Source organism: Luteolibacter sp. Populi, assembly GCF_040801775.1.
Classification (GTDB): Bacteria; Verrucomicrobiota; Verrucomicrobiia; order Verrucomicrobiales; family Akkermansiaceae; genus Haloferula.
Window position 1 is genome coordinate 6,144,529 of sequence record NZ_CP161812.1, and the last position, 14,237, is coordinate 6,158,765.

Below are 14,237 nucleotides of genomic sequence, written 5' to 3' on the forward strand. Positions count from 1 at the left end.
GATTTCAGAGGAGGTGAGGGGAGGCAAGCGTGGAGGTGGAGGAGGGTTTTTGGGTTTGGAGTTTTCAAACCGCGAATGGACGCGAATGGACGCGAATAAAGACAGAAGAGCGGGGAGGGGTGGTGGGTTTCGGGTTTGGCTGGTTGTTTGAGGGGCTAGCTCCAGATTGGTCTCTATGCATCTCTTGCCTCAGGATCCTGCGGACGAACTGGTTTTTGAGTTTTGTGAGCAGTGGCTGGCGTGTCTTGCGGCGGGGGACTACGCCGCGGCCCGGGCGATGCTGGTGGAGGATGGGTTTATCCCGTGGACGGCGGAGATGATTGAGGAGGAGATTGGCGGTTCTGTGACCTCACCGGCGACTGCGGCGGGCGATCCGGGTCTCGCGCGTCTGGAGGCGGATCCGGATGATGACGATGTGAGCGGAGCGGTGCATCCGCGGTATCCGTTTGCGGTTTATTGGTTTGGGGATGGACCGGCGAGGAATGGGGCGCTGGGATGGGTGCACTTGGATTATCCGATCGATGGGCGCTGGAGCCACTTGGCGTCGGATTTTCACATTGTGGTGCGAGGGGAGTTGTTGGGGCTGGATCTGGAGAGGATTGAGGAGATGTAGGTGCGGTGGTGGATCGACCGATGCCCGACACCATCCCTGCATGAGGCGTCCCTGTAGGACGCGATGCTGTTGCGGGATTTCCCCGGCACTGCGCGCCGGGCTTTTATAAGTCGTCCCGTTGGGACGGGGAAGAAGCCGTTCCCCCGGGACGGGAACGAAGCTCGATCGGGACTTGGTTGGTGGAGCGGAACCAGGGGTGGCTTCGTCCGCCTGAAGGCGGGACTACGAACCCTTGATGGCGGGCGGTGAGGGATTGTTCGCCTGGATGGCGGACGGGAGGTGAGGTGGTTATCCCTCGTGCTTCACGGCAGCGAGCTGCCTGCCGAAGGCTGTGGCAAGCCGCAGCAGTCCAAGGCCGCTGCGCGGCGTCTGGTGCGGGGACCTGCGGGTGAATTGGTGCGCTTGGCAGTAGGAGCGGGCCCTGAAATCCGGCAGGATTGGGGGTGGCGGTGGCGCGATGTTTGAAATGTCGCGGAGCCGGGCTATCTAAGAATTCCGGATTTCCGGTGTCACAATCGGGCGATCCCGGGTCAATGTGATGCGGAGTCGGCAAACTCTTCTCTTCTCTTTCCGCGCATGAATGCATTTCGATTTCTAGGACGGGTCTTTTTGGTTTGGATCGTGGCCATGGGTAGTCTGCACGCAGGCCCGCGGGATGCGGAGTGGAAGAAGGTGGCGGAGGCGCGGGAGAAGGATCAGCCGAAGACGATGGTCGAACTGCTGACGGGAATCGAGAAGGCGGCCTTCGCCGACGGCGCTTGGGCGGAAGGGACGCGGGCGCTGGCGTCGCGGATCGCCACGGAGGCCCAGATCGAGGGCAATGCGTTTCCGATCAAGAATTTGGAGGCAGCGATCGAGACGGCTCCGGAGCAGGCGCGGCCGGTGCTGCGGGCGCTTTCGGCACGCTGGCTGGCGGGCTATTACCGGTCGAACCAATGGCGCTTCATGCAGCGCAGCTCGACGGATGCGCCGGTGAGGGATGACTTCGAGAGCTGGGATCTGGCGCGGATTTTGACGGAGATCGATACGCGGATGCAGCGCTCGCTGACGGATGCGGAGGCGCTGAAGAAGGTCCCGGCGATGGACTTCGCGGAGCTGCTCACCGGCACCGATTTGGGTGATGCGTTGCGGCCGACGATGTATGACTTCGTGGCGCACGCGGCGCTGGAATTTTACTCGGCGGAGGAAGTAGCGGTATCGCGGCCGGTGGCGGATTTCGCGATCGCGGCGGATTCGCCGGCCTTCGGGACGGCGGAGGAGTTCATGGCGTGGAAGCCGGAGGTCGGTGATGGCAGCGGGCCGAAGGCGCGGGCGCTGAAGATTTTCCAAGACCTGTTAGGCTTTCATCAGGGGGATGCGGACAAGGGGGCATTCCTGGTAGCTGATCTGGAGCGGCTGCGTTGGGCGAACGAGGCGGCTGGCGTGGAGGGGCGCGAGCCGCGCTTCGAGCAGGCGCTGCGACGCTTCATCGAGGCGAATGCGGCGAGCCCGGTGAGTGCGTGGGCGCGCGAGAATCTGGCGAACCTGCTGGTCGCGCGGAAGGAATCGAAGGCGGCCCACGAGATCCTGAAGGCGGGGGCGGCGGCCTTTCCGGAGCATCCCTTCGGCAAGATCTGCGCGAATGGCGTGAAGACGCTGGAGCAGCGCGAGCTGACGCTGGTGACCGAATCGAACTGGACTCCGGCGGGCGAGCAGATCGTGGTGACGCATCGCAATCTCAAGCGGATCTGGTTCCGGCTTTACTCGATCAAGTTCACGCCGGGCGCGGCAACCTTGGAACGGGATCCGATCCCGGAGAAATTCGAGATGCAGCCGCTGCGCTCGTGGGACAGCGAACTGCCGGATGCGGGGGATTTCCAGCAGGTGGTCACGAGCTTCGAGGCACCGGGGGATCTGCCCGCGGGCTACTATGTGCTGCGGGCGAGCGCGCGTGAGGATTTCACCGACAAGGACAACGCGGTTGCGGTGGCCGCCATTCACGTGACCCCGCTGGCGTTGACGGTGCGGGCGTGGCGTGGCGGGGGGCTCGAGGGCAGCGTGGTGGACGCCGTGACCGGTGCGCCGCAGGCGGGCGTGGACGTGGGCGTGTGGACGGAGCGTGAGATCCTGCCGGGGGCCACGAAGATCTCCGCGAAGACCGGGCCGGACGGGCGTTTCGAGATCAAGGGGAAGTTCGAGAGCAGCTTCCTGGCGGTGGCGGAGCGCGGCTTGGAGCGGGTTACTTCGCGCAGCTACGCCTATGGCTACTGGGGCGAGGAGCCGAAGCCGCAGAAGCTGACGGTCTTCTTCACCGACCGCTCGATCTACCGGCCGGGCCAGACGATTCACTTCAAGGGAATCTCCTGCGACATCGATACGGCGAAGGGCAAGTATGAGGCGGCGGCGAATCGCTCCAACACCGTCGTCCTGCGCGATCCGAACCGGAAGGAAGTGGCGAAGCTGGACGTGAAGTCGAACGAGCTCGGTTCCTTTTCCGGAAGCTTCACCGCGCCGGAGGGCAGCGTGCTGGGCCTGTGCAGCATCAGCGTGACGGCGGGCACCGGCAACGCGGTCGTGCGGGTGGAGGAATACAAGCGGCCGAAATTTTTCACGGAGGTGGATGCCCCGGCGGAGGCCGCGGTGCTCGGCAAGATGGTGAAGGTGAAAGTGCGGGCGGAGGCTTATACCGGTGCGCCGGTGGATGGCGCGAAAGTCGCGTGGCGGGTCACGCGGATGACGCGGCTGCCAGGGTGGATGCGCTGGTGCTGGTGGGCTCCGCCGATGGGTGGCGAGAGCGAGGAGATCGCGCACGGGATCGCGGAGACGGATGCCGCGGGTGCGGTGATGATCGATTTCATGGCGAAGCCGGATGCGGCGGTGCGCGAGGATGTGGAGCCGGTCTTCGATTTCACGGTGACGGTGGATGTCACCGATGGCAACGGCGAGACGCGCTCGGCGACGCGCAGTGTCTCGGTGGCCTACACGAGCTTGAAGGCGGAGCTTGAAGCGGGCGAGTGGCTGGAGGCGGGCAAGGAGGCCGAGCTGAAAGTGCGCACGACTTCGCATGATGGCGAGGGCCGCACGGCCAAGGGGACGCTTAAGATTCACCGGCTGAAGGAGCCGGCGGTCTGCCCGCGGCCAGAATCCGTTTCACCTCGCCGCGGTCGCGTGCCCTTCGGTGGTGAGACGGACGACGACACGAATCCCGACAAGTGGGAGCCGGGAGAGTTGGTGGTGGAGTTGCCGGTGGAGACCGACAAGGAGGGCAAGGCGACGCTGAAGCGGGCGCTGGATGCGGGGGCGTATCGTTTGATTTTCGAGACGAAGGATGCGAACGGGCGTCTGGTCCGTGCGATCCGCGGGATTCAGATCGTGGCACCGGATGCGCGGGATTTCCCGACGATGATGCCTTTCTATACGAGTTCGCCGGCGTGGTCGGTGGAGCCGGGGCAGGAGTTGGTGCTGCTGTGGGGCAGCGGGCAGGGGAAGGCGCGGGCCTGCGTGGAATGGCGGCTGCGGGGGCGCTTGCTGAAGCGCGAGTGGTCGGAGGATGGGCGGACGCAACAGGTCTTCCGCTTCCCGGTGAAGGAGGATCAGCGCGGGGGAATCACGGTGGAGGTCTGGCAGGTCACGATGAACCGCTTGCACCAGTTCAAGCAGGTGGTGCAGGTGCCGTGGACGAACAAGGAGCTCAAGCTGCGCTGGGAGCATCTGGTGTCGAAGCTGGAGCCGGGTGCGAAGGAGTCGTGGACCGCGGTGGTCGAGGGGCCGGGTGGCGAGGCCGCGGCGGCGGAAATGGTGGCGACGCTTTACGATGCCTCGCTGGATGCGTTCGCGCCGCATTCCTTCCAGGGCCTTTCGGCATGGCTGCGGCGGGAGTGGGACGACGGGCAGCCGTGGCATTTCGGCAGCGAGACGCAGGGCTTCGAGTGGCGCTCGGGCTTCGAGCTTCCGGATCTCTTTTCGATGGAGCAGCCTTTCCGGGCCTTCCGTGGGGAGTTGGAGATCTTCGGTGGTCATCGGATTTTCCGTGGCCGGGGCGCGGGCTTCGGAGGTGGTGGTGGATTGGCTAAAGGCAGGAGCCGCAGCAACGCAGACTTCATCGGCACCCTGGCGGAAAGCTCGATCCCGGGCGTGCCTGCCGCATCCCCCGCTAACGTCACCGACATCGTGACCGGCGGGCTACGCAGCGGCGACGGGGCGATCAACCGTAACAACATCGATGCGGTGCTCAACAACCCCGGCCAAGCTCCAGCGGGGGTGCCGGATCTCGGCAAGGTGGCCGCGCGCGCGAATCTCCAGGAGACGGCCTTCTTCTTCCCCGATCTGACCAGCGATGCGGAGGGCAAGGTGCGGATGACCTTCACGATGCCGGAGGCGCTGACCAAGTGGCGCTTCATCGGGCTGGCGCATGACAAGCAGCTGCGGTCCGGTTTGTTAGAAGGGGAGACGGTGACGGCGAAGGACCTGATGGTGCAGCCGAATCCGCCACGCTTCCTGCGCGAGGGCGACGAGCTGTGGTTCACGGTCAAGATCACCAATTCCAGCGACAAGCCGCAGGCCGGGACGGCGCGCCTCAATCTAACGGACGCGGCGACCGAAGCGGACAAGAATGCGGCGCTGGGCATCACTGCGGCGGATCAGGAATTCAGCGTGCCGGCCAAGGAAAGCCGGACCTTGAAATGGAAGATCGCGGTGCCGGATGGCGCGGGCTTCCTGCGCTACAAGGCGGTGGCCTCGGCGGGTGCGGTGAGCGATGGCGAGGAAGGTTGGCTGCCGGTGATCCCGCGGAGGATCCTTGTCACGGAATCGATGGCGCTGCCGATCCGGGATGCGGGGAAGAAGGACTTCACTTTCGACAAGCTGTTGCAGAGCGGCGGGTCTAACACGCTGGAGAACCGCTTCCTGCACGTGCAGGTGGTCTCGCAGCCGGCCTGGTATGCGGTGATGGCGCTGCCCTATCTGATGGAGTTCCCGCACGAGTGTGCGGAGCAGACCTTCAACCGCTACTACGCGAATGCCCTGGCCAACAACATCGCGACCTCCGACCCGAAGATGCGGCGGATCTTCGATCAGTGGAAGGCGGCGGGCGGCAAGGCGCTGGATAGCCCCTTGGCGAAGAACCAGGATCTCAAGGGAATCCTGTTAGATGAGACGCCGTGGCTGGCGGAGGCGAACAGCGAGTCCGAAGCGCGGCGTCGCGTGGGGCTGCTCTTCGATGGCAACCACATGGAGCGCGAGCTGGTGAAGGCGATGGGCAAGCTGAACGGCATGCAGCTCGGCAACGGCCTCTGGCCTTGGTTTCCCGGCGGGCGTGGCGACGAATACATCACGCTGTATATTACGACGGGCTTTGCACGGCTGCGGGCACTGGGCGTGGCGACGGACATCACGCCGGCGCTCAAGGCACTTGGCGCGCTGGATGCCGATCTCACCGAGCGCTACGAGGAACTGCGCAAGCACAAGCTGCTGGACCATGACAACCTCGATCCGCGGATCGCGCTGCATCTCTACACGCGGACCTTCTTCCTGAAGGACAAGGCGCTGAATGGCGGGGACAAGGTGGCCTTCGACTACTTCGCCGGGCAGGCGCGCAAGCATTGGACGAAGCTGGATAGCCGGATGTCGCGGGCGCATGCGGCGCTGGCTTTGCAACGCCTCGGCGACAAGGAGATCCCGGGGCTGATCACGCGCTCGCTGAAGGAGCATGCGGTGAATGGCGAGGAGCTGGGGATGTATTGGAAGGACGCGCAGGGCGAAGGCTGGTGGTGGTGGCAGGCCCCGGTGGAAACGCAGGCGATGATGATCGAGGCCTTCCGCGAGATCGATCATGATGACAAGGCGGTGGAGGATTGCCAGGTGTGGCTGCTCAAGCAGAAGCAGGTGCAGGATTGGAAGACCACCAAGGCCACCGCCGATGCGGTTTATGCGTTGCTGCGCGGCGGCAAGAATCTCTTGTCCTCGGATGCGCTGCTGAAGATCTCGCTAGGCGGCGTGGAGCTGAAGCCGGAAGCGGTCGAGGCTGGGACCGGCTTCTACCAGAGTCGCTTTGTCGAAGCCGCGGTGAAGCCGGAGCTCGGCAAGATCGAGCTGGAGAAGACCGACAAGGGCGTGAGCTGGGCCAGCGTGCACTGGCAGTATCTCGAAGATATGGCGAAGGTCACGCCGCACGAGGGTACGCCGCTCAAACTGGAGAAGTCACTCTTCCTGCGCAAGAACACCGACAAGGGCCCGGTCCTCGTGCCGGTGGAAGGCGCGGTGAAGGTGGGCGATGAACTCGTGACGCGCGTGATTTTGAAGAACGACCGCGCGATGGAATACGTGCACCTCAAGGACCTGCGCGGCAGCGGCACCGAGCCGGTGAATGTGCTGAGCGGCTACCGCTGGCAGGATGGCTTCGGCTACTACGAGGTGACGCGGGACACCGCCAGCCACTTCTTCATCGACCGCCTGCCACCGGGGACACATGTCTTCGAGACCAGCGTGCGGGTGCAGCATGCCGGGAAGTATCAGAGCGGCATTGCGGAGATCCGTTGCATGTATGCGCCGGAGTTCAACGCGCACAGTGCGAGCGTGGGGATGGTGGTGGAGTAGGGGATGTACGCGGCTCTGGAGAGCCGCGCTACCCCAGCATCTCCACCGGCACCCGGCAGCCGGCGAAGAATTTCCCGTCGCAGCCTTCCGCGCGCCATCGCGTGAAGATCTCCATGGCCACGCCGGCGCGGCGGCCGGGACTTTCCACGTGGTTGTTCAGGTGGTTGCGGGAGCGGTGGATGAGCACCGTGATCTTGATGCCGAGCGCTTCGCAGCGCTGCAGGACTTCGCCGAAATGCTCCGCGTCGAACCAATTGTTAGAATCCGGTTCCTGCTCCTCTTCCTCATCGCCATCCATGAACTCGGAGGGCGGCGCTTCGACCCGCGGGATTCCGTGGTAGACATGGTGCTCGATGTATTCGCGGTTGCGGCGTTCGTCGTCGATGCGCTTGAGGTTGTTTTCCTCCATCCTGCGCCGGCTCGCGGCGGTGGCGCTCATGATGCCGTCGAGGGACTCCGGCGCTTCGCCACGGGCGAGGAGGTAGTCCCGGGCCAGACGGTCGAAGGCTTCCTCGCCGAGTTGCTCGAGCAAACCTTCGCTGTCCCGCTTCATGCGGCGGCTGGTGGCGGTCTCGGCGGGTGAAAAGCGGGTGCCGCAGACCTGGCAGGTGTGGAGTTGCGCGGGGTAGCGCTCTTGCCAGCGGGCGGTGCGCGCAGCGGCCTTGCAAAAGGGGCAGTGCGGGAAGATCGTGTAGACGCCGAAGTCGGTGTGGCCGAGCGGCATCAGTCCGACGCGGAGCGGAATGCCGCGGCGCTCGGCGATGTCGATCGCGGCGATGACACGGGCGAATTGCTGGAGCTGCTCTTCATCGATCTCATCGATCTCGCCCGCCAGCTCCATGGTGAGGCGATCCTCGCGCAGCATCTCGGCCAGCAACAGGCCGAGCAGGGGCAGGGACGCGGCGGGCACCGGCGAGACGGCCCACAGGCCATACCACAGCGGCTTGGTGGCGGGGAAGCTCCCGGCGACTTCCCGCGCGAGGCCGAGGCGCGAGATGATGTCTTGAAGCTGCTCCTCGGTATCGGGCGAATCGGGCCATTGTTCGAGATAGCCGGCGCATTGCGCGAGCTCTTGCGGCAGGGTATTGGCCGGGCAGGCGCGGCACATCGGGACGACTGTTTCCAAGCCGCCATAGGGGGCGAAGGCGCGCGAGACGACGAAGCCGTCGGAGGGCAGCATCGGCGAATCTCCGGCCTTGTCGCCGCCGGGGCGATCACCGTAGGTGACCGAGGTGACGCAGATATCGCCCAGAACCTGGAAGTCCTCTTCATCGTGGTGCAGGCCTCTCGCATAGGTCTGCGCGAAGCTGACCCGATCCAGCGCGGCATCGGGAGAGGAGGGTTCGTCCTCGGCGGCAGGGCGGAGCCGGCAATTTTGGTCGAGCGACCATTGGACGAGTTGGACGGTGTTGGACATGCGGTGTTCGGAGGATAAAGGCGAAATCATCAATCACCAATCTTCCAATCATCAATCGGAATGCCGCTTCGCAGGGGAGATGGAGAATCGCTTCGCCATTTGGAGGGGGATCGGCGAAGGTCCTCCAGCATGGCGGGATTGCTCCGGGGATTTGTGGTCAGTTGGGCCGCGGCTGCGTGCTGCCTGGCGGGCGAGGCTTATATTGAGAAGTCCATTGTGGCTTCTCCGCATGCGACCCAAGCCGCCGCCGCCGACGGGCAATTCGTTTACGCCGTCTCGAGCACCGCCATCGCCAAGCTCGACCGCGACACCGGCAAGGAGATCGCGGTCAGCACGGGCAAGGCCTCGCACCTCAACAGCGCCCTGATCCTCGACGGCAAGATCTACTCCGCGCACTCGAATTTCCCGCTCAAGCCGGAGCAGGGCGAGATCCGCGTGCTCGATCCGGAGACGATGAAGCTGGAGCTTTTCCATCGCTTCGAGGAACCGCCGGGCAGCGTCACCTGGATCCTGAAGCGAGAGGGAAGCTGGTGGTGCCACTTCGCCGGCTACGGCACGGAGAAGGAGAAATCGCGGCTGCTGCGCTTCGATGCGGAGTGGCAGGAGACAGGGCGCTGGGACTACCCCGCGGACCTCGTGAAGGATTGGGGAGCGATGAGTCTGTCCGGAGCAGTGTGGCAGGGCGATGCGCTGCTGGCGACCGGCCATGACAAGAAGCTGATCTACCGCCTGAAATTGCCGGAGCAGGGTGGGACGATGCAGTGGCTGGGCAGCATTCCGTCGCCCTTTTCCGGGCAAGGGATCGCCGCGGATCCTAAAACCGGCGGACTGGTGGGCATCGATCGGAAAAGGAAAGCGGTGGTTTTCGCCGAACTGGATGCCCCCGCACGCTAGCCCCGAGTTATTCACAATCGGTTGAAATTCCGGAGACGGCTCTTGCAATTTCCCACTGCTTGCCACGCGGCCCCGGAACCCGCTATTTTCGGATTCCGATCATGAGTGAGGTCCCGAACGAAGCAGCCGCCCAGCACATCGCCACCATCGCCAAGGAAACCGGTATCTCGGTTTCCTCCGTGGCCTCGACGGCAAAACTTTTGGCCGAAGGCGCGACCGTGCCCTTCATCTCCCGCTACCGCAAGGAGGCCACCGGTTCGCTCGATGAAGTGCAGATCCAGACGGTGCGCGACCGGATGCTGCAACTCGCCGAGCTCGATGGCCGCCGCATCTCGATCATCAAGTCGCTGGAAGAGCGCAGCCTGCTGACGCCGGAGCTGAAGAAGAAGATCGATGCGGCGGCGACGCTGACCGTGCTGGAAGACATCTTCGCCCCCTACCGCCCGAAGCGCCAGACCCGCGCGACGAAGGCGAAGGAGATGGGCCTCGAACCGCTTGCGGACTGGCTGCTCGCGAACCAAGCAGCGGATCCCGCGGAGGAAGCGCTGAAGTTCGTGAACGTGGGCGCGGAGGTGGAGAAGGAAAAGGAAGTGGCCGATGCCAGCGCCGCCCTCGCCGGTGCCCGCGACATCATCGCCGAGCGTGTGGCCGACGATGCCCCGCTGCGCGGCCGGGTCCGCAAGATTTACCAGGAGGAGGCGACGGTCTCTTCCAAGGTCATGTATGGGAAGGACACCGACCCCGAGGCCGCGAAGTTCCGCGACTACTTCGAGTGGAGCGAAGCCTTCAAGTCCATCCCCTCGCACCGCATGCTGGCGATCCGCCGCGGTGAGAAGGAGAGCTTCCTCATCATGCGGGTCGAGGTCCCGCTGGAGCGCGTCAGCCGCCTCGCCGAGCCCGATTGGGTCACCGGCCGCGGGCCCTCGGCGGATCAGGTGAAGCTGGCGGTCGACGACGGCTGCAAGCGCCTGCTGATGCCCTCGATGGAAACCGAGATGCGGCTCGCCGGGAAGAAGACCGCGGACGAGATGGCGATCAAGGTCTTCGCCGACAACTTCCGCGAGCTGTTGCTGGCCTCGCCGCTCGGCCGCAAGCGCACCCTGGCGATCGACCCGGCCTTCCGCACCGGCTGCAAGACCGTGGTGCTGGATGCCCAGGGTGCACTGCTGCACCACACCGTGCTCTACGCCACCGCCGGCTCTAACAACCAAGCCTACGAGGCCGCGGTCGAGCTGAAGAAGCTGGTCGAGAAATTCAGTATCGAGGCCATTGCGATCGGCAACGGCACCGCCAGCCGCGAGACCGAGGCCTTCGTGAAGAAGCTCGGACTGCCCTCATCGATTCCGGTGATCATGGTGAATGAGTCCGGTGCCTCGATCTATTCCGCATCCGAGGTGGCACGCGAGGAGTTCCCGACGGAAGACGTCACCGTCCGCGGCGCGGTTAGCATCGGCCGCCGCCTGATGGACCCGCTGGCCGAACTGGTGAAGCTCGATCCGAAGGCGATCGGCGTCGGCCAGTATCAGCACGACGTCGATCAACGCGCGCTGAAAGCCAGCCTCGACGACACCGTGACCAACTCGGTGAACGCGGTGGGTGTCGAGCTCAACACCGCCTCCAAGCAATTGCTCGCCTACGTCTCCGGCCTGAACGCGTCGCTCGCGGAAAACATCGTGGCCTTCCGCACGGAGCACGGCGGCTTCAGTTCGCGCGCTGAATTGAAGAAGGTCCCGCGCCTCGGCGAGAAAGCTTTCGAGCAGGCCGCGGGCTTCCTGCGGATCCGCGATAGCAAGCATCCCTTGGACAGCTCCGCGGTCCACCCGGAACGCTACGCTTTGGTCGAGCGCATGGCCGCTGATGCCGGCTGCGGCGTGGCCGACCTGATGACGAACGAGGCCGCGCGCAAGAAGATCGACCTCAAGAAATACGTCGATGGCGAAGTCGGCCTGCCAACCTTGCAGGACATCCTTTCCGAACTCGCGAAGCCGGGCCGCGACCCCCGCAAGCAGTTCGAGCTCTTCTCCTTCGCGGAGGGGGTCGAGAAGCCTTCCGATCTCAAGGTCGGCATGAAGCTGCCCGGCATCGTCACCAACGTCACCGCCTTCGGAGCCTTCGTCGATGTGGGCGTCCACCAGGACGGCCTGGTCCACGTCAGCCAATTGGCCGACCACTTCATCCGCGATGCGAACGAGGCGGTGAAGGTCGGGCAGAAGGTGAACGTCACCATCATGGAAGTGGACCTCGCGCGCAACCGCATCGGCCTCTCGATGAAGTCGAAGCCGGACATGGAACCACGCCGCGCGCCCGCCGGTGGTGGTGGCGACGACCGCGGTCCGCGCCCGGATCAGCGCCGCGACTCACGCCCGCAGCAGGGCGGGGGCGGCGGCACCGGCGATTGGTTCAGCCAGGCGATGAACCAGGCGAAGAAAAAGTGACCAGATTTCCAATCGCCGACGGCTTGGCGTCCTGTTAGGGAATCAGGCGTGAAAACTTCGTTCCTGTCTCTTATCGCGATCGGTTGCAGCTTGCTGGCAAGCTGCAACTCGGGCCCTGACGTGGTCGTTACCGATCGCGCGGGATTGCCCGTCGCGGGTGCGGTCATTGTCCCCTCTTCGCCATCATTCAACTATCCGGCGGTGACGACGGACGGGAAAGGGGAGGCGAACATTCCGAAGAAAGCCGTGCAGGAAGTGAAATGGCTGGATGTGACCGTGCCCGGATCCGAGGCCAAGGCTCGGGTGGATTATACAAACAGCAAGCCCGTGCGGGTGACGCTGGCTCGCTGAGCAGGCGTCGTGCAGGCCCGGGAGCGCGGACTTCTCGGGTTGAGATCGCATGAGGCGGACTAAAGTCCAGTGCCTTTAGGGATTCGTCGACAAGTGTCCGGAACGGGAGTCGCGTAGCGACCGTGGACTGCGTGCAGCCTGCTGCCGCTGTGGGCAGGCAGCCTGCTGCCGTGAAGCACGGGACTCTGTTGATCCACCTCTCCGTCCCCGGTAGAGGGAATCCCACGTGCTGCCATTTGCAGCGCCCCTTGCAGCAGGCTGCATCGGGACAGCGGCAGCAGGCTGCGCGCAGTCCACGGCGGCTGCGCCGCGGCTGGCGAGTCCTTAGACTCCGCGCTCCCGGGGCCTACCTCTGGATCGACATGAAGAACGGTTCGATATTCCGCCATTCCAAGAAGCGCTGGATCGTCATCCGCTCCTTGCCGCGGAGCGGATCGACATAGACGATCTCATCCGGCGTCATCTCCAGCACCGCGATGAAATGGCCGGCGCCTTCCAGGCCCGTGCCGAGGATGCCCGGCAGATCCTTTGCATCCGGCAGGCCGTCCGGTGCCAGGAAGCGGACCTTGAAGCCGTGCTGCTTCACCGCCCGCGCCAGATGCCAGGCCTCGGTGCCGCTTTGGGAAGTCCACGAGTTCCTGGCCAGCTCCGCCTCCGTCGCTTCGGGATCGCCGAGATAGCGGAGGATGCTGGCCGCGCTCGCCGGACCGCAGGTCACCGCAGAGCTCTGGATGCAGGCATCGCCCTGCCAGCGCTCGGTCAGTTGCGACTTGTCCAAGGGACGGACGACCGGCTTGAGAAAGGGGATGGTCAACAGGAAGACGCCGGCTGCGGTGGGGAAGGGCTTGAGCAGCTTCGGCAGCAGGCTGCGCCACAGGCCCGCCGCGATCCCGAAGGCCGCGAGAAATCCCTCCGAAAAGGGCAGGGCCCGGAGCTGATAGAGCAGCGGCGGCTCGGGCAGCCAGTGGAGATAGTAGAGCGCGAACCACAGCCCCGGCAGGCATAGTAGCAGCGCCGCGATCCCGGCCATGAGCCGCGCTTTCCTATCCAGCTTTCCGGCCCACTTCCACGCGGCGATGTGCAGCACCACGAAAGCAGCACCGGTGAGGGCGAACACGACGGGTGCCGCCAGCATCATGTGCCGAGGAACCCGGTAAGCGGGCTGGTTGCGGAAGCCGCATCGCTCGGCTCGGGGAGTCCGAGTTCAAAGGCCTCGCGCCCGGCCTCGATCGCCTTCTTGAAGGCGATCGCCATGCGCGCGGGATCGGAAGCAATCGCGATGGCGGTATTGATCAACACCGCATCCGCTCCCAGCTCCATCGCCTCCGCGGCGTGACTGGGTGCGCCGAGGCCTGCATCCACCACCACCGGCACGATTGCCTGCTCGATGATGATGCGGATCTGGTCGCGGGTCACCACGCCCTTGTTCGAGCCGATCGGCGCGCCGAGCGGCATGACCGTGGCGGTGCCGACTTCCTGCAGCCGTTTCGCTAGCACCGGATCGGCATTGATGTAGGGCAGCACGGTGAAGCCCTCCTTCACCAGGATCTCCGCGGCCTTCAGCGTCTCGATCGGATCGGGCAGGAGGTAGGTCGGATCCGGGTGGATCTCCAGCTTCACCCACTTCGGCAGGCCTGCGGCGGCGGCGAGGCGGGCGAGGCGCACGGCCTCTTCCGCATTCATCGCGCCGCTGGTATTCGGCAGGATCAGGTATTTCTCCGGATCGATGAAATCGAGGATGTTCGCGTAGGGATCACCCTTGCCGCTGAGATCGGCGCGGCGCAGCGCCACGGTCACGATCTGGGTGCCCGAGGCCGCGAGCGCGCCGCGCATCGCCTCGTTCGACGAGAATTTCCCCGTCCCCACGAAGAGGCGGGAAGAGAATTCGCGACCGGCAATGACAAGCGGCTGGGACATCGGCGGCGGACTTTAGGGGAGTGGGACCGGCTTGCAA

Annotated in this window: 8 protein-coding genes; 5 read left to right on the forward strand and 3 right to left on the reverse strand. The window is 64.8% G+C overall.

Annotation, left to right across the window (positions count from 1 at the left end):
- The first annotated feature begins 175 nt into the window (after positions 1 to 175).
- Positions 176 to 613, forward strand: coding sequence for a hypothetical protein (locus ABWK72_RS24920; protein WP_367872287.1), 438 nt, complete (start codon positions 176 to 178; stop codon positions 611 to 613).
- A gap of 627 nt (positions 614 to 1,240) precedes the next feature.
- A complete protein-coding gene (locus ABWK72_RS24925; RefSeq protein ID WP_367872288.1) occupies positions 1,241 to 7,186 on the forward strand; it encodes an alpha-2-macroglobulin in 5,946 nt (1,981 codons plus the stop codon).
- Positions 7,187 to 7,214: 28 nt separating this feature from the next.
- Here ABWK72_RS24925 and ABWK72_RS24930 read toward each other — a convergent pair whose 3' ends face one another.
- Positions 7,215 to 8,603 carry a hypothetical protein gene (locus ABWK72_RS24930; RefSeq protein WP_367872289.1) on the reverse strand — a complete coding sequence of 463 codons (1,389 nt, stop codon included), beginning with the start codon at positions 8,601 to 8,603 and terminating at the stop codon, positions 7,215 to 7,217.
- A gap of 129 nt (positions 8,604 to 8,732) precedes the next feature.
- On the opposite strand from ABWK72_RS24930, the gene ABWK72_RS24935 reads away from it, so the two are divergent.
- The 3 genes from ABWK72_RS24935 to ABWK72_RS24945 all read left to right on the forward strand — a co-directional run bounded on the left by ABWK72_RS24935 (position 8,733) and on the right by ABWK72_RS24945 (position 12,283).
- Positions 8,733 to 9,497 (forward strand): endonuclease, encoded by a 765-nt coding sequence (locus ABWK72_RS24935; RefSeq protein WP_367872290.1) that lies wholly within the window; start codon positions 8,733 to 8,735, stop codon positions 9,495 to 9,497.
- A gap of 101 nt (positions 9,498 to 9,598) precedes the next feature.
- Positions 9,599 to 11,932 (forward strand): Tex family protein, encoded by a 2,334-nt coding sequence (locus tag ABWK72_RS24940; protein WP_367872291.1) that lies wholly within the window; start codon positions 9,599 to 9,601, stop codon positions 11,930 to 11,932.
- 48 nt (positions 11,933 to 11,980) lie between these two features.
- Positions 11,981 to 12,283 (forward strand): hypothetical protein, encoded by a 303-nt coding sequence (locus tag ABWK72_RS24945; protein WP_367872292.1) that lies wholly within the window; start codon positions 11,981 to 11,983, stop codon positions 12,281 to 12,283.
- 346 nt (positions 12,284 to 12,629) lie between these two features.
- Here ABWK72_RS24945 and ABWK72_RS24950 read toward each other — a convergent pair whose 3' ends face one another.
- Together ABWK72_RS24950 and ABWK72_RS24955 are read right to left on the reverse strand one after the other, a co-directional pair.
- Positions 12,630 to 13,421, reverse strand: coding sequence for a cysteine peptidase family C39 domain-containing protein (locus ABWK72_RS24950; protein ID WP_367872293.1), 792 nt, complete (start codon positions 13,419 to 13,421; stop codon positions 12,630 to 12,632).
- Complete coding sequence (locus tag ABWK72_RS24955; protein WP_367872294.1) at positions 13,418 to 14,200, reverse strand: thiazole synthase; 783 nt, start codon at positions 14,198 to 14,200, stop codon at positions 13,418 to 13,420. Before ABWK72_RS24955 ends, ABWK72_RS24950 begins: the two co-directional genes overlap by 4 nt.
- Between the last annotated feature and the right edge of the window lie 37 nt (positions 14,201 to 14,237).

Bases quoted from the DNA above. Each gene is read 5' to 3' on its own strand.
- ABWK72_RS24920 (WP_367872287.1), top strand. From the start codon at position 176: ATGCATCTCTTGCCTCAGGATCCTGCGGACGAACTGGTTTTTGAGTTT.
- ABWK72_RS24950 (WP_367872293.1), bottom strand. From the start codon at position 13,421: ATGATGCTGGCGGCACCCGTCGTGTTCGCCCTCACCGGTGCTGCTTTC.
- ABWK72_RS24940 (WP_367872291.1), top strand. From the start codon at position 9,599: ATGAGTGAGGTCCCGAACGAAGCAGCCGCCCAGCACATCGCCACCATC.
- ABWK72_RS24930 (WP_367872289.1), bottom strand. From the start codon at position 8,603: ATGTCCAACACCGTCCAACTCGTCCAATGGTCGCTCGACCAAAATTGC.
- ABWK72_RS24955 (WP_367872294.1), bottom strand. From the start codon at position 14,200: ATGTCCCAGCCGCTTGTCATTGCCGGTCGCGAATTCTCTTCCCGCCTC.
- ABWK72_RS24925 (WP_367872288.1), top strand. From the start codon at position 1,241: ATGGGTAGTCTGCACGCAGGCCCGCGGGATGCGGAGTGGAAGAAGGTG.
- ABWK72_RS24935 (WP_367872290.1), top strand. From the start codon at position 8,733: ATGGCGGGATTGCTCCGGGGATTTGTGGTCAGTTGGGCCGCGGCTGCG.